Source organism: Adlercreutzia caecimuris B7 (assembly GCF_000403355.2).
GTDB classification, from domain to species: Bacteria; Actinomycetota; Coriobacteriia; order Coriobacteriales; family Eggerthellaceae; genus Adlercreutzia; species Adlercreutzia caecimuris.
The window spans coordinates 1,932,761-1,951,703 of record NZ_KE159646.1; the positions used below are offsets into that span (position 1 = coordinate 1,932,761).

17 protein-coding genes and 1 tRNA gene are annotated in these 18,943 nt (G+C 64.9%); 3 read left to right on the top strand and 15 right to left on the bottom strand.

What is annotated here, in order from left to right; genetic code table 11:
- Positions 1-214 precede the first annotated feature (214 nt).
- The 7 genes from C811_RS11855 to C811_RS11880 form a co-directional block, all read right to left on the bottom strand.
- Positions 215-1,795: a sodium:solute symporter family protein gene (locus C811_RS11855; RefSeq protein ID WP_016309870.1), complete on the bottom strand. Its 1,581-nt coding sequence runs from the start codon at positions 1,793-1,795 to the stop codon at positions 215-217.
- A 186-nt stretch (positions 1,796-1,981) separates the two neighbouring features.
- Entirely contained in the window at positions 1,982-2,260 is a 279-nt protein-coding gene (locus tag C811_RS11860; protein ID WP_016309871.1) for a hypothetical protein, read from the bottom strand.
- Positions 2,261-2,516: 256 nt separating this feature from the next.
- On the bottom strand, positions 2,517-3,587 hold the full coding sequence (locus tag C811_RS15930; protein WP_198010030.1) for an alpha/beta fold hydrolase: 1,071 nt from the start codon (positions 3,585-3,587) through the stop codon (positions 2,517-2,519).
- 30 nt (positions 3,588-3,617) lie between these two features.
- Complete coding sequence (gene menD / locus C811_RS15935) at positions 3,618-5,771, bottom strand: 2-succinyl-5-enolpyruvyl-6-hydroxy-3-cyclohexene-1-carboxylate synthase (protein WP_016309873.1); 2,154 nt, start codon at positions 5,769-5,771, stop codon at positions 3,618-3,620.
- 187 nt (positions 5,772-5,958) lie between these two features.
- Entirely contained in the window at positions 5,959-7,290 is a 1,332-nt protein-coding gene (locus C811_RS11870) for an isochorismate synthase (RefSeq protein ID WP_016309874.1), read from the bottom strand.
- An 89-nt stretch (positions 7,291-7,379) separates the two neighbouring features.
- Positions 7,380-7,988: a molybdopterin-binding protein gene (locus C811_RS11875; RefSeq protein ID WP_016309875.1), complete on the bottom strand. Its 609-nt coding sequence runs from the start codon at positions 7,986-7,988 to the stop codon at positions 7,380-7,382.
- 425 nt (positions 7,989-8,413) lie between these two features.
- Entirely contained in the window at positions 8,414-8,845 is a 432-nt protein-coding gene (locus C811_RS11880; RefSeq protein WP_084811497.1) for a flavin reductase, read from the bottom strand.
- Between the two features lie 14 nt (positions 8,846-8,859).
- Here C811_RS11880 and C811_RS11885 point away from each other — a divergent pair, with 14 nt between their 5' ends.
- The gene (locus tag C811_RS11885) at positions 8,860-9,060 is read left to right on the top strand and encodes a winged helix-turn-helix transcriptional regulator (protein WP_016309877.1); all 201 of its coding nucleotides are present in this window, start codon (positions 8,860-8,862) and stop codon (positions 9,058-9,060) included.
- A gap of 73 nt (positions 9,061-9,133) precedes the next feature.
- On the opposite strand, the gene C811_RS11890 is transcribed toward C811_RS11885, so the two are convergent.
- Positions 9,134-9,409: an ACT domain-containing protein gene (locus C811_RS11890; protein WP_016309878.1), complete on the bottom strand. Its 276-nt coding sequence runs from the start codon at positions 9,407-9,409 to the stop codon at positions 9,134-9,136.
- A 173-nt stretch (positions 9,410-9,582) separates the two neighbouring features.
- Entirely contained in the window at positions 9,583-10,143 is a 561-nt protein-coding gene (folE, locus tag C811_RS11895) for a GTP cyclohydrolase I FolE (protein WP_016309879.1), read from the bottom strand.
- A gap of 115 nt (positions 10,144-10,258) precedes the next feature.
- Here folE and mscL point away from each other — a divergent pair, with 115 nt between their 5' ends.
- The gene (gene mscL, locus C811_RS11900) at positions 10,259-10,738 is read left to right on the top strand and encodes a large conductance mechanosensitive channel protein MscL (protein ID WP_016309880.1); all 480 of its coding nucleotides are present in this window, start codon (positions 10,259-10,261) and stop codon (positions 10,736-10,738) included.
- Positions 10,739-10,935: 197 nt separating this feature from the next.
- Here the strand turns inward: mscL and rlmH are convergent, their stop codons facing one another.
- The 4 genes from rlmH to C811_RS11920 all read right to left on the bottom strand — a co-directional run bounded on the left by rlmH (position 10,936) and on the right by C811_RS11920 (position 16,470).
- On the bottom strand, positions 10,936-11,409 hold the full coding sequence (rlmH, locus tag C811_RS11905) for a 23S rRNA (pseudouridine(1915)-N(3))-methyltransferase RlmH (protein WP_016309881.1): 474 nt from the start codon (positions 11,407-11,409) through the stop codon (positions 10,936-10,938).
- A 110-nt stretch (positions 11,410-11,519) separates the two neighbouring features.
- Positions 11,520-12,308: an exodeoxyribonuclease III gene (locus C811_RS11910; protein ID WP_016309882.1), complete on the bottom strand. Its 789-nt coding sequence runs from the start codon at positions 12,306-12,308 to the stop codon at positions 11,520-11,522.
- Positions 12,309-12,375: 67 nt separating this feature from the next.
- Complete coding sequence (locus C811_RS11915) at positions 12,376-14,016, bottom strand: LCP family protein (protein WP_016309883.1); 1,641 nt, start codon at positions 14,014-14,016, stop codon at positions 12,376-12,378.
- A gap of 231 nt (positions 14,017-14,247) precedes the next feature.
- Positions 14,248-16,470 carry a MurT ligase domain-containing protein gene (locus tag C811_RS11920; protein ID WP_016309884.1) on the bottom strand — a complete coding sequence of 741 codons (2,223 nt, stop codon included), beginning with the start codon at positions 16,468-16,470 and terminating at the stop codon, positions 14,248-14,250.
- A 326-nt stretch (positions 16,471-16,796) separates the two neighbouring features.
- Here C811_RS11920 and C811_RS11925 point away from each other — a divergent pair.
- Positions 16,797-16,872, top strand: a tRNA-Thr gene (locus C811_RS11925).
- Between the two features lie 99 nt (positions 16,873-16,971).
- On the opposite strand, the gene C811_RS11930 is transcribed toward C811_RS11925, so the two are convergent.
- Complete coding sequence (locus C811_RS11930; RefSeq protein ID WP_016309885.1) at positions 16,972-18,249, bottom strand: tyrosine-type recombinase/integrase; 1,278 nt, start codon at positions 18,247-18,249, stop codon at positions 16,972-16,974.
- 50 nt (positions 18,250-18,299) lie between these two features.
- Positions 18,300-18,869, bottom strand: coding sequence for a hypothetical protein (locus C811_RS11935; RefSeq protein ID WP_016309886.1), 570 nt, complete (start codon positions 18,867-18,869; stop codon positions 18,300-18,302).
- Positions 18,870-18,943 lie beyond the last annotated feature (74 nt).

The following is an 18,943-nucleotide window of genomic DNA, read 5'->3' on the forward strand; positions in this document are numbered from 1 at the left end:
ACTTTCGTAATTCGAAGCACCCCTCGCGTCGTTACAGAAAACTTCGACCTGGGAAAACTCTTACGCACGGTGTCTGTGAGCCGCGGGCAATTACGAAAGCCGTCGAAATCTGCGCAATCCGCGGCTCAAGAGTGAGAAAGGGGGCACCGAACCCGAAGATTCGGCGCCCTTGACGTTCCAACGCTTAGGCAAGCGCGCGGATTGCACGCCGCTTTTACACGTCGGCGGCGGCTCCGGCGTTGGCGCTGGCGAGCTCCTCCTGCGCGAGCTCGCGGTCGTACTCGCGGTCGATGGCGCCATCCGGCGTGGGCGGCTTTATCTGGAAGGGCACCGCCGGGGTGACAAGGCTCACCAGTGGCACGATGGCCAGGGAGATGAGCATGCACAGGGCGCCGCAGTTGATGGGGCTCGCGATGAGCGGCACGCCGCCCGACAGCGCCAGGCCCATGTTCACGGCCGTCAGGCCCACACCCACGACAAACGAGCACCACACGCTCGCCTTGGAGATGCGGCCCGAGTACAGGCCCCACAGGAAAGGACCGAGGAACGACCCGGCCAGAGCGCCCCAGGAGTAGCCCATGAGCTGAGCGATGAACACCACGCTGGAATGGTACTGGAACAGGGCGATGACCGCCGAGATGGCGATGAACACCACGAGCAGCCCGCGCATCCAGGTCAGCTGCCGCTTCTCGGACATGTCCTTGATGAGGTTGCCCTTGATGAAGTCGATGGTCAGGGTGGACGACGACGTAAGCACAAGCGACGACAGCGTGGACATGGACGCCGACAGCACGAGCACGATCACCAGGCCGATGAGCACGTCGGGCAAGGTGGACAGCATGGTGGGAATGATGGAGTCGTACACCGGCGTGCCGTTGGCCGCGTACTCGATCTGGCCCTCGTAGAGGCGCCCGAAGCCGCCGAGGAAGTAGGAGCCGCCGGCCACCACGAAGGCGAACAGGGTGGAGATGATGGCGCCCTGCTTGATGGCGGGACCGGTCTTGATGGCGTAGAACTTCTGTACCATCTGGGGCAGGCCCCAGGTACCGAGCGACGTGAGGATGACCACGCCGAGCAAGTTGAACAGGTCGGGTCCGAAGAAGCTGACGAAGGGCCCCTGCATGGCGCTTCCCTCGGCGGGAATCTGGGAGAGGGACACGATGGCCTCGGAGAAGCCGCCGTTGTTCAGGATGACCGCCACGATGACAGCGATGATGCCGAGTAGCATGACGATGCCCTGGATGAAGTCGTTCATGACCGTGGCCATGTAGCCGCCGAGCACCACGTAGATGCAGGTGACCACCGCCATGCCGATGACGCAGGCGTCGTAGGGCAGCGCGAAGGCCATGCCGAACAGGCGCGATAGGCCGTTGTAGACGCTCGCGGTATAGGGAATGAGGAACACGAAGATGATGGCCGCCGCCGCAATGCGCAGGGCCCGGGAATCGTAGCGCTTCCCGAAGAACTCGGGCATGGTGGACGCGCCCAGCCGGTGCGTGATCTCGCGGGTGCGCGGGCCTAAGACCCACCAGGCGAGCAGCGATCCCAGAATGGCGTTGCCGATGCCGGCCCAGGTGGCCGAGATGCCGTACTTGAAGCCGAACTGGCCCGCGTAGCCCACGAACACCACAGCCGAGAAGTAGCTGGTACCGTAGGCGAAGGCGCTCATCCACGGGCCCACGTTGCGGCCGCCCAGAATGAATCCGTCCACTGTACCGGTGTGCCTGCGACAGTAGATGCCCACCGCCACGGCCACGGCCACGAAGGCCACGACCAAAAGGATTTTCGCGATCATGTCTCTCCTCTTTCTCAAACGCGCGAATATTGCCGGTCGCCCGCCTGTCCCCGCAGGTACGCGACCCGATGCGGCGACCGAGTGCCCCGGCCGCCCGCGACCCCTCTATGCGAGGCCGACACGCAAGGCGCACACGACTTTTCGCCCCCGGCTACAAAAAAATAGCCACGGGCGAAAACCCGTGTGCTATTGGTATCGGAACTCAAATTGTGGGGAGACCTCGCGCGGGGACTGCTGGGCCAAGTGCTGGCTGGCCACAGCGCGGGCAGCCTCGGCGATGCACTGGGCGGCCTTGTGCGCGCTGGCCAGCGCACGCTCGGCAGCGGCGGTGCAACACTGGGCGGCCTTGTGCGCGCTCATGAGAGCGCAGGCCACCACGCCGCACGACTGCTGGGCAATATGCTGGCTGGCCACGGCCAACGCCGCGTCGTCCATGCCTCCTTTATGTCCCTGCACGAAATTCATGGCCGCTACTTTAGCACAATAAAGAAGGTTCGGGGGTCATTATTTCAGCGAAGGGCTCCCCCTGCGCTTTCTGGCTTGGAATTGACGACCTTGGTCCCTTCGGCAGCAGAAAAACAGCCGAAAGCAGCCCTACTGTATTACAGCAGCGGCATTTTCCCTGTACGTGTCTTACAATGTGCGTCCTTTTGCTCCGTTTTGGGACCAAGGTCGTGAATTCCAAGCCAGAAAACAGCTCCAGTCCCGCCAGCGTCGCGCACTACGAGGGCGAAGGACCCGAAGGGGGTGCCCCTGCAAGCTGCGCAACGGCCCTTGAGAATACCTCGGGCTTTTCCAAGTGAACGTTATGACCAGCACCTTCCACGAGCATGGCAGGAAGACCGGCAGCGCGAACGCGGGCGGCAAGGGCAGCGTATTTCTCGTCGCGAGACCCCGCCAAATAGAGAACTGGACGATCGGCCACGCGCATTTGGGCGAGAGCAGCCACAGTCTCGCTTTCCGCCGCCTGATGGTGCGCACCCCAAGCCTCCAGGGAACGAGCGAGAGTCTCGGCACCATGGGCCTCGCGACCGATGCGGATGGCAGCGCGGGTGGCCGGGGGCAACTCCCGCTGAGAGGCGAACAAGGGCAGCGTCTCCCACCAGTCCATGAAGGCCGCCACGCCTCCCTCGCGCAGCCGTGCGGCCCATTCACCGTTGCGCCGTGCCAGCGCCGCGCGGGCCGCATCGTCGGCCGGACCGAGCCCGGCGCTTTCCAGCACGAGCCCTGCCAGGGGAAGGCCGGGGTGGCGCACCATCGTCTCGGCGGCGATGCGGCCGCCCATGGAGTAGCCGACGAGCACCGGGGCGCCCTCAGCCGCGGCCACCAGGCGCACAATAGCAGCCACACGGTCGCACACCGCCCCCATAGAAGCGAGGGGGTCGGCGACCGAATGGCTAGTCGGGTGGCTAGCCGGATCGCTGGTCGGCTTGTCTGCGATCGGATGGTTGATCGGATCGCTGGTCGGACTGTCGGCGACGTCACGAGCCGGGTCGGCGGCCAGATCGCCCGTTGGGCCGCCGGCTCGGTCGTAAGCCGCATCACCAGGCGCCGTCAACGCTTCCCCGCAGTCGCATGCACGAAGGGCAAGGCCGCTCTCCGGCTCAAACAGGTTCGGGGCATAGGTGCGCCGACCCTGCCCTTGCAAAATCCGGGCCACCCCATCCCACGATGCGGGGGTTTGGGCGAATCCGTGCAGCAGGATGACCGGGGCCTTCTCCGGCCGCCCCGCGACCGACTCCTTCCGCCAGCCCAGTCCAGCTGCCGGAGCCTTCCGCTGCCCTTCCGGCACAGCGTTCTCCTCCTCCCGCATTGCGGCCGCCTAGGCCTGGTAGGGAGCGTAGCGATCCTTCACGCCGCGCAGGGGCAGCTGCACCTCGATGAGGCTGATGCCCGGGTGTCCCAGAAAGCCGGCGTAGGCCTCGCGGAAATCCTCCACGGAGCCCACGCGGGCCGAGGGCACCATGAAGGCATCGGCCGCGGCCTGGAAGTCCACATCCTGGGGCGCCAGAAACAGGCGCTCGAAGTAGGGGTCGTCGGAGGCCTGGGGCAGCATATCGAAGATGGCCCCGCCGTTGTTGTTCAGCAGCACGATCACGATGGAGGGCGCCGCTCCCTCGGCTCCCGCCTCCTCTTCCAGGAGGTCGTCGGCGCTCAGGGGCGCCTCTTCGTCGCCAGCTTCCGTCGCAAGGCAGTCCCCGCCGTAGGTTCCCAACGCAGCCGAACCATGCTCGATCAGTATCTCGCGCTGCAGGGCAAGGGCGTTCAGGTCGTGCAGCAGGGTGAAGTCGCCCGTAAGGAAGGTGGTCTGCCCGAAGTGCTGGGCGGCGCCGATGGCTGTGGAGGTCACCCCGTCGATGCCGTTCTGGCCCCGGTTCGCCATGACGGCGATGGGCTTGCCGTCTTTCAAGTAGAACGTATCCAGCGCGCGCACCGCCATGGAGTTGGCCGAGAACAGGCACGACCCCTCGGGAATAAGCTCCAGAAGGGCGCGCACATAGGCGCCTTCCACCGGCTCGGGCGCTGCCGGCGCTGGGGTGGCGGGGCTCACCGGGGTGCCACCGGGCAACGGCATGGCCACCGTATCCCCCGGCAGCGGCAGCGACTCATCTGCGGCCAGAGCGCTCGCCACCGACGACTCCACAGCCAGGATGCGCAGGCGCGCCTCATCGTTGGCGCGGACCCACTCCGCCGCGAAGGCGCGCTGCACTTTGCGGCCCTCGCCGTGCCACACGCTGCGCACGAAACCGAGCGGCGTCGTGCCCACGAACACGTCGGTGGACACGTTGAAGTCGCGCGTCTCGGCCACATCCACCACGATGGACAGCGGCCTCACCCGCTCGAGGAAGGCCGCCGTGGCCTTGGAAACGGGATAGCGCCCGAAGCGGATGACCACCTCGGGTCGCGGGCAGCTGCCATGACGGCAGAGGTTGTCGTAGTTGTCGATGACAAGCGGGTCGTCCAGCGAGCGCAACCCCGAAAGCGGGTCGGCTAGAAGCGGGAACGACCAGCGCCGCGCCCAAGCGGCAATTTCCTCCGCCTCGGCCAGCGTCTCGCAGGCCCCCTCGCCGACGAGCACCAAGGTCGGTCGCTTGCGCAGCGCCTCCTCAATGACGGCCACATGCGCGCTCGAAAGCTGCCCGGTCGATCCCAGCAAGGGGCCCAGCACCGGGCGTCCGTCCGCCTCCTCGGCATCGTCCTTGCGCCGGGCCACCGGCACCGAGCGCGCGCCCACGGCAAAGCAATCGCGCGCGCCATGGAACGCCGCCTGGATGTCGGCGTTGCCGAAATCGGGCTTCAAGGGGGCCTCCAACGGGAAGTTCAGATGCACGGGGCCGGCGAAATGCGCTGACGCCCGCGAGGCCACCTGCACGCTCGCGTCGTAGTTGGCCAGAGCCGCGAAATCGTCCAAACCGGAACGCAGGGCCGAGGCCGCCGAGGGACCCGATCCCATGGTGGCCGAGGGGCCGAGGGCCGAAAGCACCGCCTCGCGGGCCGCCTGGCGCGCGAAGGCGATGTCACGGTCGCGTCCGCCGGGCAGCGGCATGGCGCGGAAGGAGCGCACATGGTCGCCGTAGGCTTTCAGCTGGTCGGTAGTCTGCGGGGCGCCGAGGCCCTGAAGCTGCGGCGGCCGATCAGCCGACAGCACGATAAGCGGCACCCGCGACGTTTCCGCCTCGATGACTGCCGGGTAGTAGTTGGCCAGCGCCGTGCCTGACGTGCACACGAGCACCGTCGGGCGCCCGCTCGCCTTCGCCATACCCAAGGCGAGGAAGGCCGCCCCGCGCTCGTCGATGTCCACGAACACCCGCAAATCGTCGGGACGGCGGCGCGACAGCTCGTAGGCCGCCATAGCCAGGGCCGTCGAGCGCGAACCGGGGCTGATGACGGCGTCGCGCACACCCCAGCGGCACAGCTCGTCGAAAAAAGCCGCCACAAAGAGGGCCGTGTCGGTCTGATGGGTACTCGTCGTCATAGTGCGTCCTTCCGCCTGTCGTTGCGCATTATGATAGCGCTCCGCGCCGTCATCGGGACAAGCATGCACCCAAACGCCACGGGCGAAAGGCGACAGGAAGGCGCAGTGCGCCGAAGGAGCGAACGGTCGCGGAGCATCATCCCCAAGGACGGCCCGGCGGCAACCAATCAAGGGGGGCGCTGCGAACCTAGGCCCCGAAAGCCGACAGGATGGTGCGCAGCTTCAGGCCGATCTCGTCGTACTCGGCCGCCGCATCGCTGCCCTCCACGATGCCGCAGCCGCCGTAGACCCAGCCCATTTCCCCGTCGAAGACGCCCGTGCGCAGGGCCACGGAGAACTCGCCATCGCCGGCGCCGTCCACGAAGCCGCAGGCTCCGGCGAAAAAGCCGCGGTTGTAGGGCTCGATGGACCGCAGGAGCATCTTCGCCTCGCCCACCGGCGTGCCGGCCACGGCCGGGGTGGGGTGCAGGTCTTCCATAAGATCGGCCAGCGTGACGCCCGCGAGCACCCGAGCAGCCGCCGGCGTGAACAGGTGCTGCACGTGGGCCAGGCGCATGATCTGGGGCGTAGCGGGTACGTCCACGTCGTAGCACACCCGCTCGAGCACGCTGCGGATGAGCCGCACCACGTAATCGTGCTCGGCGCGGTTCTTCCCGTCGGCCATGAGGGCCGCCGCCAGCGCTTCCGATTCCGCATCCGTCGCGCCTGCGGGGCACGTGCCGGCCAAGCACATGGATTCCACCCGGTCGCCCTGCTTGCGCACGAGCAGCTCCGGGGTGCAGCCGCAGAAGAACACATCGGCATAGCGGTACAAAAGCACCGTGCCGCGGGCGTCGCCGTCGATGAGATTCACGAGCAGGTCCTTCGACGAGAAGGGCCGCGCGGCCACCAGGCGCTGGCGGCGCGAGAGCACCACCTTCGACACGCGGCCTGCGGCGATGGCGGCCAGGGCCTCCTCCATCTCGGCATCCCACACGGCGCGGGAGTCGGGCTCCACTGTAAAGGGGATCGCCTCGGCCCGGCGGCGCGGCGCGGCGGCCACCATGCGCTGGAAGCGGGCGACGCGCCCCGGGTACACGGGCCCCAGCGAGTTCACCTGCAGAAAGCGCCCGCGCTCGTTCTCGATGAGCACGATTTCCGGCAACATGAAGCGCAGCCGGGGAAACGATGCCATCAGCTCGTCAGCCGGGGCGGGGTTGGTGGCGTCGAAGCGGTTGAACGAGAAGAACACCGGCGGCTGGGCTGCGCCTTCCAGGGCCGCGCCATCGGGAGCCGCGCCGGAACCCGCGCCGAAGCCGTCCCCGACCCCCCGAGGCGCACGCGCCTCCGCTCCTTCGCCGCTCTCGTATTCCACCTCGCGCAAACTCGGCAGCGCGATGCAGCGGCCCAGCCCCATGTAGCGGCAGGCGCGGGCCTTGTCGTAGTACACGAACTGGTCGGTAAAGCCCTTCTGCAGCGCGCAGAACGCATCCACCACATCGGCCTCAATGGGAATGTTGCACGTATAGATTCGTGTCATAGGTATATCTCGCTTGCCGTATCTCGCCTCTTGAAATCGCGGTTAGACGCAGGGCAGCGCAATCGCCGCCTGCGCATCGCGAGATTCTATCACGCCATTACCTGGAAGTTATGAACGGCCGGGATGGGGCTTGCCTTGCCGTCTTCGTTGACTGAGCGCACCTTCATGGCGAACATGCCCTCCTCCTGCGGCGTCCACTCGAAGGTCCACCATACCCAGCGCACCGCATCGGCGCCCGTCGTCTCGTGGCGCGTCCAGCTTATGCCGTCGTCGAGCGAGAATTCCACGGCCACGATGCGCTTGTCAAAGTCGTCGGCCCAGCCCTCGAACACCATCGGCTCGCCCACGCGGCCCACGTACTCCGCCTTGCAGGAAACGTTGGGGCGGTTGGTGTAGTCGTGCCCGTCATCGGTGAAGTCGGGCAGCGGGGGCACCTCGTCCTCGCGCGTGAAATCGATCTTCGCGATGTCGCGAATGAAGTACTTAGCCGGGAAACCGGGAATCCACAGCTGGTTGGAGCACCCCATCACATCGGCGATGCTCTCGCCGTTGATCTTGTCGGCAATGATAGCGCCCCGCTCGATGAGGAAATCGAGCGGGAAGGAGACGACCGTGCCATCCGTTGCCGTAAACGTCACGGTATTGCAGCCTTCAGCCGCATTCTGGGCGATGTTCTGCTTCTCGGTCGGCTGCGCCATGTTTTCCCGCCTTGCGCTCGTGCTGTTCGGTGCCCCCATTGTACACGAGCGCGGCCCCGCCGGGAGGGCGCTGCAATGCCACCGCCCCCCCCATCCGGACATCTCATAGGCCACGCTTGGAAATTGTGAAATAATGGGCAGAATTGAGCTCTTCAGAAATCTGGGCGTACAAAAAATCACATTTTCCAGAAAATGGCGCCCAAAAAAGCATGTTTTCCATTTCAGTCAGCGAAGAGCGATCGGGAAGGATCGTTGCATCCCTTACTGAACTGGCATTTCTTTAGAGGCAGGCTACCAACCAAGCAGCGAGCGCACAAAATAGCTTGGAAAATGTGATTTTTTGGTCGCACCTACCCAAAGCGAGAGCGCCCGTCGCGGAAACAGGCGCCCTCGCGAGGCAACAACACAGCGTGCCGCTGCGTCGACTACATCAGCGCGCGGCCGGCATCCCAGGCGCCGCCCACTTCCTCGCCAACGACACGGTAGATGCGGCGCGTGGAGTCGTACACAATGGGACGCATGCGGTCGAAGTCCACTCGGCCCTCCTCGTCGAGGATCGCCTCGTCAACTCGTGTGTTCACCACTTCCCCGATGAAACGCTTCTCGCCACCCCAGTCCTGCACGTCGCGCACGATGCATTCCATGGTAAGAGGAAACTCCTCGATAACGGGCGCATCCACATGCGCCGACCGCACGAAGGTCAGCCCCGACTTCTCGGCTTTGTTCACCGTGCGCCCGGTGGCCATGCCGAAGTAGTCGGCTTCCACCACGTGGGCCGCATCGGCCGGCGCCACGGTGAAGGCGCCCTTGGCCAGGATGTTCTCGGTGGTCTTGTGGTTGCCGATGTTGATAGCGATCTCGTTGCGCGTGTATGCGCCGCTACCTGGGGCGCATTTCGGACAAGACGCTGTCGGTGAACCTGAAGGAGTTGGAGCGCGACGGCCTTATCGCGCGCGCCGAGTACCCCCAGATTCCCCCGAAGGTGGAGTACTCTCTCACCGAGCTGGGCGCCTCGCTCATGGAAGTGCTCGACCAAATGTGCACCTGGGGCGAAGTCCACCGCCCCCGCTAGCGCACCGTCAGCAGCGAGCCCTCGCGACCTGGTGCAGAGATCGCGACCCGGCGCGCTGCGTGGTTCGTCGGCGCTAGATTTGGTACATGGCTTGGAAGACGTCCTCGCGCTGGATGAGGACTTGCATGCCGAGGCTCTCGCCGGTGGCGGTGAGGCGCTCCTGCACGGTATTGAAGTCGGCGGTGGCCACATCCAGCGACACCATCATGGTCATGGAGAACATGCGGCCCTCGCCGAGGATGGTTTGGGAGATGTCGTCGATGTTGGCGCCGCAGTCAGCCAGCACGGTGGCGATGGCGGCAACGACGCCGGAGCGGTCCTTGCCCAGAACGGAGATGACGCACTTCATAATGGTTCCTCTCTTTCAGGCGGCCCGAGGGCCGCGCGATTACCTTCGTGGGCGGCAAGGGCCCGGCCCTTGCCCTGCGGGGCATCCGAAACGCCCGCAAGATCACCTCGGGGACAGAGGCGACAAGCACTCCCTTGAGGCTCTCCGCGCCCTGCAGCCCGCGCCCTTCGCCCCTAGCGGAAGATGAGCGCCAGGGCCTCGGAACGAGCGTCGGCGTCGGTCGTAAAGCAGCCACGCACGGCCCGGGTCGTCGTCTTCGCGCCTGGCTTCTTCACGCCGCGCATGGACATGCACAAATGCTCCGCCTCGATGACCACAATGACGCCGGCGGGGTTGAGCGCCTCCACCAGGGTGTCGGCGATCTGGCCGGTCAGGCGCTCCTGCACCTGGGGGCGCTTGGCGAAGCCGTCCACGAGCCGGGCCAGCTTCGAGATGCCGCAGATGCGGCCGTCCTCCCCGGGAATGTAAGCCACGTGCGCCCGCCCGAAGAACGGCGCCAAGTGGTGCTCGCACATGCTGTAGAAGGGGATGTCGCCCACCAGCACGATCTCGCTGTGGCCCTCGTCGAAGGTCACGTCGAAATGGCGCGACGGGTCTTCTTCCAGGCCCCCGAGCACTTCCTCGTACATACGGGCCACGCGCGCGGGCGTTTCCAGCAGGCCCTCGCGGTTGGGGTCTTCCCCGATACCTTCCAAAATCAGGCGCACGCCTGCTTCAATCTTCGCTGTATCCACGGTTGTCGTAACTCCTTGTAAACGGTTGGGGCCATGTTATCACGACGTTATAGACGCGCGGCGAAAGAGCGGGATAATACCAAGACGGAAGGCATCACACGAGAAGGGACTGCCCATGAAAGGCCTCCTCGCCGAGTTCAAGGAATTCATCAACCGCGGCAATGTGATCGACATGGCCGTCGGCATCATCATCGGCGCGGCGTTCACCGCTATCGTCACGTCGCTGACCGAGGACATCATCAACCCGCTCATCAAGCTCATCACCGGGGGCAATGGCACCGACGTGGCCGGCCTCACCATCCCCGTGGCAGGTACCGCCAACGGCATCGACTTCGGGGCCTTCATCAGCGCCATCATCAACTTCCTCATTGTGGCCTGGGTGGTGTTCATGATCGTGAAGGCCTTCAACAAGATGAAGGACGGCACGGCGAAGCTGCCCTTCCTCAGGAACGCCAAGGGCGAGGAGGTCATCGAGCACGCTCCCACCTGCCCCTTCTGCCTGGAGGAGATCAACGTGGGCGCCACCCGCTGCCCCCACTGCACCGCCGAGCTGTCCGCCCCGGCCGCGGTGACCGTGGAAGTGGTGGAGAAGTAGGGCTGCAAAACGGTGATGCCATGGGCGAGGAGGGCTTCCTGGCAGAACCGCGGCCATCTCCTATGGACAAAAAACGACGGTTCTCGTAGTCTGGCAAAGTACCCCGCGAGCGTTTTCCCTGGTCCCGCTCGACGATGGCGCCCCATCATGCCTTCTAAACTACGAGAACCGTCGCTTTTTGTCCAAACAAGCCTCCCCTACTTGTGGTAGGGCTCGCCGCGGGAGATTTTGAAGGCGCGGTAGATTTGCTCGAGCAGCACTACTCGGGCCAGGTTGTGGGGCAGCGTGACGGGACCGAAGGAGAAGGTCTCGTCAGCCCGGGCGCGCACGGCATCGCTCACGCCGTCGGACCCGCCGATAACAAAGGCCAAATCGCTCTCGCCGCGCAGGGCTAGCTCGTCCAGGTGCTGGGAGAAGCCCTCGCTTGAGCGCTGCTCCCCCTCGATGGCCATGAGAATGACCCGCGCCCCTTCCGGCACCGCTGCCAGAATGCCCTCGCCCTCGCGAACACGCGCCGCATCCACCCCGCCCGCGCGGGCCGGATCCACATCCGCGATCTCGACCACGGCCGTCTTGGCGTAGGGTCGCAGCCGCTTCAGGTACTCGTCGCAGGCCGCCGTCCAGAACTTCTCCTTCAGCTTGCCCACGGCAATAACGGTAATGCGCAGCATGACGGTCCTTTCAAACGAGGTTCCACGCGGCCGGGACAGGGCGCGGTGGAGGGGGGCGCAGCGGGTGCCCCGGCGCCGTCCATCAGCAGCCGCGAGAGACGCAGACGGCCTTACGCAAGATCCAGATCGAGGCCCACGGGGCAGTGATCCGACCCCTCTACGTCGTCGTAGATGCTCGCGGCTACGACCGCCTCGCGCAGCGCATCGCTCACGAGGAAGTAGTCGATGCGCCATCCCGCGTTCGTGGACCGCGCGCGGAACCGATAGCTCCACCAGCTGTAGCGCCCCGTCTCATCGGGATGCAGCAGGCGGAACGTGTCAGTGAAGCCCGCATCCAAAAGCTCGGTGAACTTCCCGCGCTCCTCGTCGGAAAAACCCGAGGCGCCGCGGTTGGGGCCCGGGTTCTTCAGGTCGATCTCCTGGTGCGCCACGTTGAAGTCACCGCACATCACCACGGGCTTGGGCTCGCTCGCCTCGCCGCTTGGCAGCATGCCGGCCTCGAGCCCCTTGCAGAAGTCGCGGAAGGCGTCGTCCCACTCCATGCGGTGGTCGATGCGCGCCAGTTCGTTCTGAGAGTTCGGCGTGTACACGTTCACGAACCAGAACTGGGGGAACTCGCAGGCCACGATGCGCCCCTCGGTATCTAGGTAGTCGTTGCCCAGGCCGTGCAGTACGCGCAGCGGCTCCTCGCGGGTGAACACCGCCGTGCCCGAGTAGCCCTTCTTCTCGGCGGCGCTCCAATACTGGTGGTAGCCGGGCAGGTCCAGCTCCACCTGGCCCACCTGGCACTTGGTTTCCTGCAGGGCGAAGATGTCGGCATCGAAGGCATCGAACACTTCCAGGAAGTTCTTCTTCAGCACGGCGCGGATGCCGTTCACGTTCCACGAAACGAATCGCATGGGTCTCCTTTACCGACAAGAGGGTCCCGGGATTCCCGGGACCCTCTCTTGCTTGCTCGCGAGGCTCCTATTTCCAGTCGGAGCCGATGAGGATGAGGAAATCGCCCTCGTAGACATACTCGCCGTTCTTGTTCTGCACGGCGCGTCCGCAACCGAGCGCGTCGATGAGCTCCTCGGCATAGGCACGCTGGTCGGTGGTATCGAACACGACGACCGTCTCATCGTAGCTGAAGGAGTTGGCGTTGCTGGCATCGGCCGTATAGCCCAACGGCTTGATGCGCTCCAAGGCCTCGGCGCCCACGCCGTTCACTCCGTTGCCGTTCTTAATGGTCACAATGCCCGTGCGCGTCTCGCCGAAGGTCTTGCCCGTCGTGGAGGTGCCGTCGGCCGCCTGCACACCCGTTTCCTGGTCGCTCGTGCCGCCGGAGCCATCGCCCGCGCTCGCGAGCACCGTGCCGTTCAGCTCGTCCACCTGATCGGTCTCGGTCGGGGGCAGGCCCTGCTTCACGCGGTTCATCATGGTGTTCCATGCCTCGACGTCCAGCTGCTCGTACCAGGTCTCGTTGCGGTACTCGCTGATCGTCGGCTCCATGGCCGAGTAAATGTCCTTCGAGGGGTCGAGCCCTTGCAGGGAGTTCGCCAACGCCAAAATATCGGCGATCTTGAAGTCGGTCGTCACATATTGGGACAGCGCCTCGATGGTGCTCGCCATGGTGGCCACGTCCGACGAGAGGATCTTCTTCGCGATGGCACCGAGCACCAGGCGCTGGTTCGCCGCGCGGTAGCGGTCGCCGTCGCCGTACTCGTCGTAGGCGTGGCGTGCGCGACACAGGATAAGCGCCTGGTCGCCGTTGAGCGTCTGCTTGCCCGCGTCCACGTGACCGCCGGCGCGCTTGTCGTCGATCTCCATGGGCACGTCCACCTCGATGCCGCCGAGCGCGTCCACCACGTCCTTGAAGCCGTCGAAGTTGATCTCGGCGTAATGGGAGATGGGCACGCCGGCCATCTGAGAGACGGCCTTAATAGCGCCGGCCGGACCACCGAAGGCGTAGGACGCATTCAGCTTCTGCATGCCGTAACCCTCAATTTCCGTCTCCGTATCGCGGTGGAGCGACACCATGGTGACCTTCTTGTTCTCCGGGTCAACGCGGGTGAGGATCATCGAGTCGGAGCGGAACGTATCGCCAGCATATTCGCCTTTCTCGCGCTCCTTCGACTTATCGGTGCCCATAAGCAGCATGTAGAACGTGCCTCCGTCGTAGTCAGCCGGCTTCTCGAGAGCCTCCTGAACCTCCGGAGTAATATCCTCGCTGAAGTTGGACTCGATCTGGTTGATGTAGGCAAAGGCCATACCAACGCCGCCCAAAGCCAGCATGAGCACGGCGGCCAGCGCGCCGAGCGCGATGCGCTTGCGCTTCTTGCGGCGACGATCCTGGGCGTAATCGCCGCCCGCCGCCGCGCGAGAATAGGGATTGCCCTCCGGAAGCACGGGCACGACATTCGCAGGGACGTTCACGCTGTTGAGGGGCTGCGAAGATTGCGGCCCCACCGGCTGCGAGCGGCTCGCGCCCACCGGCTGGGAATGGCGGGGGTTGTTGGACGCGCCCACCGGCTGGGAAAGCCGCGGATTGTTCGTCTTGCCGACAGGCTGGGAGGCATGGCTGCCGCGCTGGGCGCGGGGGTTGTTGCTTCCTGACGTTTCGGTCATCTGTGGCGGTCTCGCTTTCCTGTTTCATGTGCTATGGCGCACGGCCATAGACCTCGTCGTCGCGGTTAGCGTAAATCAAGGTTACATTTTGGTATAAAAGAAATACACGACGCAAGAAAATCGCCCTTTTTACCAGTGAAAAGCCATAGGACGCGGCTATTTTACCCACAATTCCCCCTTCGGCAAACACCGAGGGAAGCGGGCGAGACCTGTGACCGAGCAAAAGCGCCGCTACTTTGCGAGGCGCCTCACCATGACCTCGTTGGCCGCAAGCTCCACCGCATCGTCCAGCGGGACGAGCTTCGGAGCCGCCTGTCCCGTGCGCCTGGCGCGACGATCCAAAGCGCGGGCAAGCATCCAGTCGGCCACCTCGGGGTTCTTGGAAAGCGCTGGGCCGTGGGAATAGGTGCCCACCACGTTCTTGTAGCGTGCCCCCTCGACCCGGTCGTCGTCGTTGTTGCCGCGGCCGCACGACGACACAACCCGGCCGAAGCCTTCCACGCCCGGGCCCAAGTAGGTGCGGCCGGCGTGGTTCTCGTAGCCCACCACCGGGTGCGTGGCCAGCGGCGATTCGAGCACCATGTTGTCGATGAGCCGGTCGGCCGAGGTTCCGGGGCGGCGCGTTTCCATGTCGATGATGCCGAGGCCGGGCACGAGCTCGTCGCCCCACAGCCACTGGCGGCCGAGAATTTGGTAGCCGCCGCAGATGGCGAGCAGGGGGCCGTCGGCTTCCACGTAGGCGGCCAGGTCGTCGCGCATGGCCAGCAGCTGCTCGCTCGCCAGCTTCTGCTCGCGGTCGGGGCCACCTCCCATGAAGACGAGGTCCACCTCGGAAAGCTCCACCGTTTCGCCATGGCCCACACGGCGCACTTCCACGGGAATGCCGCGCCAGCGCAGGCGCTGCTCCAAGATGCGCACGTTGCCGCCGTCGCCGTAGAGGTTCAGCAGGTCGGGCAGCATGTGAGCGATGACCACGGGGGGCTCGGCGGAGGACGAGTCGCCATCGCCAACGGAGGGAGCGGGACCCGCGGGGTCTGCGGGAGCCGCGGGAACTGTGGCCGTTGCGCCTGCGGGAGCCTCGGCGCTTGCGGCGGGGCGCAGAGCCTCGGCAGCTTCCATGGCGTTCAGGGCATCATGCACAGGGGGCAGCGCCGTGTAGTTCGCGATGGCGTACACGGCGGCATCGGCCGGCATAACGTCTGCGGCTGTGAGCGCCCCGAGGCGCACGAAGGCGTCATCGATGGAATCGACGACAGGGGCTTCGATACCAGCGTACTTCAAGCGCACGGCCAAATCGTGGGCGCGCGAACCGCCGGCGAACACCACGGTATCGGGCCGGTCGGCCAGCTCCTCGAAGTCGATATCCCAAATCCACGAGATATCGCGGCCGTCGGCCACCTGGTCGTTGATGAAGAACGCCACCATCTTGGGGCCGCGGTCGGCCTCCACGATCTTCAGGTTCTGATTGAAGCCCGTCGGGTTCTTCGCCAGGTTCAGCAGCACGTCTCGGCCGCCGAGGCGGTAGCGCTGCAAGCGTCCGTTGCGCGGATCGAAAGCCTCGACCGCCCGCTGGAACGCAGCGGTGGGGATGCCCGTCTCGCGGCAGAGCGCGTAGGCGGCCACCAGGTTGTAGGCCGCATAGGGCGTCGGTTGCGGCGTGCGCACCCGCTCGCAGGCCGCAGGCCCGCAGACCTCCATGGTCACGCCGCCCGCGCCGAGGGAGATATCGCGGCCGGCATAGGCAAGCTCGGGTCGGGCGAAGTCGCAGCGCTCGCAGAAATAATCACCGAGCTGGCCGTATTGGCGGTAGCGGTACTGGATCATGCCATCGCACTTCTGGCACATCTGCGCGTCGGCCACGGTATTCTGGGCCAGGTCCATGGATTCGGCCAGCCCAAAGGGAATAGAGAGGTTGTCCACCGTATCGGCAATGCGGGCACACAGCGGGTCGTCGGCGTTGTAGATGAGCACCGTGTCGGGCGAGGCGGCGAGCGCGCCGGCAATGGAGGTTTGGATGCGGTCGATCTCGCCACAGCGATCCAGCTGGTCGCGGAACAGATTCAGCAGCAGCACATAATTCGAGCGCAGGCGCGGCAGCACGTGAGCAAGCCACAGCTCATCGCATTCGAACACACCCCACTGAGCCGCCGGCTGCTGGAGCAGCGCCGAGGCAATGCCCGCGGCCAGGTTTGCCCCGGTGCGGTTGCAGATGATGGTGCGACCAGCCGCTTCGAAGGCATCGGCCAACAGATTGTTCGTGGAAGTCTTCCCGTTGGTGCCCACGGTGACGACCGAGCCCTCGGCGCATTTGCCGCGCAACTCGTCCAGCAGCACCGGGTCCACCTTAAGCGCGATCTTCCCCGGCAAATTTGCCGCCGGACGGTGGGCCACATGACGCAGCCCCCAGGTGGAAACGGCCCCAGCCGCCTTCGCGAGCGTAAACCTCAAGCCCATGATGCGCACCTCAACGTTTATCTGGAGGGTAACAATTTCCCCTCTGCGGTTTTTCTCATGACGCCCAGTATACCGTGGGGTGCGCGCGCCGCCCTATAATCCTTCCCAGATTCAAATGATGCCGGCGGCCGACCGCGCATGATGCCGTTCGCGGCCATCGCCGCGCTCTACCTCATGATTCGCTTCCCAGCCCAGGAGATGGGGCGGCGAGAAGGCAGCAGTCGCCCGCGGCCCGCTCGCCGCCCTGCGAAGACCTCGCGTTTTCTCCTTGCGAAACCCGTTCGCTTTCGCTATACTTTGCAGTCGCTTCTGAAAGAAGCGCGTATGCCAACGTGGCTCAGCTGGTAGAGCAACGCACTCGTAATGCGTAGGTCAGCGGTTCGAATCCGCTCGTTGGCTCCAGAATTTGTGCAGGTCAGCAGGCGAAAATCTTGCTGGCCTGTTCTTTTTTCAACGTTCAAAAACTTGCCGCGTGTGCCAATCGTGTGCCAATGGGCTAGATTAGGCGCTCTTAAGCTCCACGATGCGGCACGGCTTCGGTTCCTCGCGGAACAGCTCGCCCAGCCTGTCGGCGGCGGCGCGGTCGTTCTCCGGCACCGCATGGGCGTACCAGTTCAGCGTCAGCGAAGCGTCGGAGTGGCCGAGCCTCGCCTGAACCGTCTTCACGTCCACGCCCTGGGCGAGAAGCTGGGTCGCCTGGGTGTGCCTCAGCTCGTGGTAGCGGAGATCGGGGAAGCCCGCCTCGGCGCGGAACGACCTCCACCACCGCTCGAAGTTCGCGATGCCGAGGAAGCCGCCCGTGGCCGAGCACAGCACCGGGGAAGCCTCCCCCACGTCTACGCACAGCGTGTCCAGCGTCTCGGCCTGGAGGGCCTTCCACGCCTTGAGGTGCGCCATGGTGACCGCATCGACGGCCACGACGCGCTTCCCGGCCTCGGTCTTCGGCTCCTTCAAGGTGCCGTCGGCCTTGAGCGTCCGCGCCACCGACACCAGGCCGCGCCCGAAATCGACCGCGCCCCACGTGAGCCCCAGCACCTCGCCGAGCCTCATACCCGTCGCGATGCCCAGGCGCACGGCCAGCACGTGGCACACCTCGCGCATTCCCAGCAGGTAGCCGCGATCCTCCGCGACGCCCCACTCGGCCTGGCGCCGCTCCTTGGCCGCCAGCGCCTCAAGGGCGCTCCTCTCCTCGGCATCGACCGCCGCCAGCAGCCGCCGCACCTCATCGATGGACAGCGCCCGCCGCTGCGGCTTGTCGGCCTTCGGGGCCTCCACCCGGTTGCACGGGTTGCGGCCTATGAGGTCGTAGTCAACGGCCTTCTGGAAGAACGACTTCAAAAGCACGTGGTAGCCGTGAAGGGTGGTGTTCCCGCACCGGAACCCCTGGGCCTCGCGCCGCTCGCGTATGGCGGGGTAAAGGGCCTCTATTGCCCTCGCGTCCACCTTGCACAGCGGCGGGTCGCCCAGAAGCTCGCCGCACAGCTTCAGGCTCTTCTCGTCCTTCGCTATGCGGTCTTCCGATGCCTTCCCGGCGGTGCGCCGCGCCTGGCTGAACGTGGTCACAAACTCCAGGAAGCGCACTTTCCCGCCGTCCGGCCTCAGGCCGTTGTCGAGTCCCCGGCGTATATCGTCGCGAACCTTGCGGGCCTCTGCCTTCGTGCCGTGCACTACGCGCGTCACGCGCTGGCGCTTGCCCGTCGCGGGATTGTTGCCAGCCGACACCGACACGCGCCAAACGCCGCGCCGGAGTTCCTGGATGCCGCCATCGCCTTTCGCCATATCAATTCACCTCCTTTGTCTGCTCTGCGCTCGCATCTATTCCAAACGCCCTAGCGGGCGGGTTTGGCCTCTTCGTATTCGTCGCTTTCAAGAATGCGGCCCACAAAAAGCCCGTCATCAGCGCAGCCGTACAGCTCGCAGGTATAAGCTCCGAACTCATTGGAAGCCCTCACGATCTCCGGACGTTCCAGCGGGACGAATCGGTCAAGGTCGTAAATCAAGGGGAAAACTCGGTTATCTATATCAATAACGAATTTTCTTCCATCGTCGGATACTCTTTCGGGGGAGCCGCGCCACCAGGAAGACCGAGAGGGGTCAAGCAGCACCTTTCGCTTTTCCTCGTTATAGAATCGCCAGGAAGAGCCAACGCAAGCGGAAAATTCCGGATAATCATCCGCCCAGATTTTCCCGAAAAGAAATAGGTTTATTGCCATGAACTGCGTTGCTGTTGGAACTTGGCGCCCCTGCTCAATGCGCGCGAGAACATCCTTGTTGACCTCGCAATGAGTAAAGCGGTAAATCGTCCGAGAAAAATCCGCGATGTTTTTAATGCCCTTGCGCTTGCGCAAGTGGTGAACCATTGCCCCGTACAAAGACCAGTTAAACAGGGTGGAACTCATCCTAGCACTCCTTTCAAGTAAATTTTACTTATTTAGGTTGATTTTGAGTGTACACGTACATTACCATTATCAAT